The sequence below is a fragment of the Methylomonas sp. BG-2 genome, from assembly GCF_057766305.1.
Genome location: NZ_JBYMAP010000373.1, coordinates 1 through 2,579 on the forward strand (window position 1 = coordinate 1; position 2,579 = coordinate 2,579).

General features: G+C 59.4%; 2 protein-coding genes. Both read left to right on the forward strand.

The annotated features are described in order from the left end of the window. Positions 1-981, forward strand: a 981-nt coding sequence (locus AC3B8H_RS20290; RefSeq protein WP_488443333.1) for a lytic transglycosylase domain-containing protein, incomplete at its 5' end; no start/stop codon positions are given. Positions 982-1,316: 335 nt separating this feature from the next. Next, entirely contained in the window at positions 1,317-2,162 is an 846-nt protein-coding gene (speE, locus tag AC3B8H_RS20295) for a polyamine aminopropyltransferase (protein ID WP_488443334.1), read from the forward strand. The last annotated feature ends 417 nt before the right edge of the window (positions 2,163-2,579 follow it).

Consider the following 2,579-nt stretch of genomic DNA (forward strand, 5'->3'; position numbering starts at 1 on the left):
CGGCGCAAGCCATTGCCGGTTCCGCCGCCGGATTGGCGCTTGCTGGCGGCCGAGGCCGTCGGTTTGGGCTTGGCCGCGGTGCTGGCGACCATGGTGGCGTTGGGCTATTCGGCGAGTTGGTTGTCCGGCTCTGGATTTTTTAGCAGCTTGCTGCCGTTTGCCGGCGGCGTTGTGGCGCTGATCGTGACGGCGGCCTTGTTGCTGATCGGCTGGTACCAATTGCGTGTGCCGTTGGCGCGGCGACTGGCGCAATTGCCGGCCAGTTTGGCACTGGTCCTGGCGCTGGGAATGCTGTGGTTTGTGTTCCACGATGGTTATACTCCTGTCTTCGGCCATTTCCGTACATTGGTCGGCGGCAAATCCGAGGCGGAGCGGGTGACGCTGGCTCATCAGGTTTATGCCGCCTACCGCCGCCACGAAATCGGCGGCCTGCAAAAACTGCTGCAACGCGCCGACGCCTACCGTGCGGCGATCCGCGAAGCCGCCGACGCCATCGGCGTCGACGAGCATCTGTTGTTGGGCGTGGCCGCCACCGAATCGTCGTTTTTGCCGCGCGACAGTCACGACGGCGGCAAAGGCTTATTTCAGATTACCGCGGTACCCAAGTTCATCAGCCGCCAGGCCGCCGATTTACTCGACGTGGCCGAACCGCAAGTAAACGATCCGCGCCACAATGCGTATCTGGCGGCAGCCACGTTAAAGCATTATCTCGCGGAAATGCGCGGTGACTTATTCCTGGGTTTGCTGGCCTACAACATCGGGCCGCGCAACGGCGGCTTGCGTTTCATCATGCAGCAATACGGCGCGACCGACTTCGTGACCATGCAGCCTTATCTGCAAACCCTGCCGCGCGATTATCCGATCCGGGTGTTGTCCTACGCGCTGGCTTTCAAATTATGGCAGCGGGACGGCAAATTGTTGGCTTACGAAGAAGGCGACAATGCCATCAAAATCCAGCAGGTCGGCATACCGGGCTTTTAACGGCATGGGGCGGAGGCGCGATTCCGAGCGCGGGCGTTGACCTTTTCGTGGACCCGCCCGCGCCGGGTCGGGCGCACGATCAGCCTCGGTCGGCGATTAAACAGCTCCTCGGCATCCGTCGCCGAACTAGTGATATGTATATCGGGATAGCCGCCACCATCACCGTTGGCGGTTTGAACGCAGACTGCCGTTTTGCCGCCTGTTCCGGAGCTTGCATGCTGGCTGGAATCCTGGAGCAACGGTTAAGGCAGGCGCCTCACCACCGCCACCGTCATAATCTGGCCTGATTCTTTCAGTATAATGCCCGGCCTTACGACACTTTAGAGGATACCACCATGCTCGACGCCACCTGGTTCAGCGAAGCGCAAGAGCCATCCGGCTCCGCCTTTTCATTGAAAATCAAACGCAAGCTGCACGAGGAGCAATCCGAGTTTCAGTTTCTGGAAATCTACGAAACCGAACAGTTCGGCAATTTGATGGTGATCGACGGCTGCACGATGGTCTCGACCCGCGATAATTTTTTCTACCACGAGATGATGAGCCATCCGGTGCTCTACACCCATCCCGATCCGAAAAGGGTCTGGATCATCGGCGGCGGCGATTGCGGGACGCTACGGGAGGTGTTGAAACACCCCAGTATCGAACAGGCGGTGCAGATCGACATCGACGAACGCGTCACTCGCTTGGCGGAAATTTATTTTCCGGAGCTGTGCGAATCCAACGGCGATCCGCGCGCCGACCTGAAATTCATCGACGGCATCCAATGGGTCAAGGACGCCGAGCCTGGCAGCGTGGACATCATCATCGTCGATAGCACCGATCCGGTCGGCCCCGCCGAAGGTTTGTTCTGCGCGGATTTTTATAAGGATTGCTTCCGAGCCTTGAGCGAGAACGGCATCGTCGTTCAGCAAAGCGAATCGGCCTTGCTGCACATGAAAATCCTGAAAGAAATGCGCGCGGAAATGCAGGCCGGCGGTTTCGGCAGCCTGCAAACCATCTTCTTCCCGCAATGCATTTATCCGTCCGGCTGGTGGAGCGCGACGCTGGCCGGCAAGGGCGATCTCGCCCAGTTCCGCGAAGCGGATGCCGCCGCGAAACCGTTCGAGACCGTTTATTACAACAGCGACATCCACAAAGCCAGTCTGGCCTGCCCCGAGTTTTTCAAGAAAGCCTTGGCCTAACACCGGCCGGCATCCGCCATTCCGCGCCGGTCCCGAGTGGGGCCGGCCGGCCGCCAGCCACATTCAAGTCGTCGGTTCGGCCGCGCGGCGACGGTCCGTTTATTCTTTCCTGGCCTCTTTGTACTGCCTAACAGTCATCAAAGGCAGTTCGCGGCATGACAAAGTAGGCGAGGGGGTTTTAGCCGCGATTGATGGCGTTCCGGCACCGTTATGTCCGCGTTTGGCCCAACCACTTTCATCGGCAATACGCTGATGGAACAACCGCGCTGGTTTGCGCCATTCGTTATCGGCCTGGAACGCCGAGACGCCGAATCGCGACCTGTTGCGCCAGGATGCCAAGGCAATGCCCGCTCATCCCGGTTTTCAACGAGCTGGCCAACAGTTTGCCTTGAATATGTTGGAGGCCTTTGAAACGCC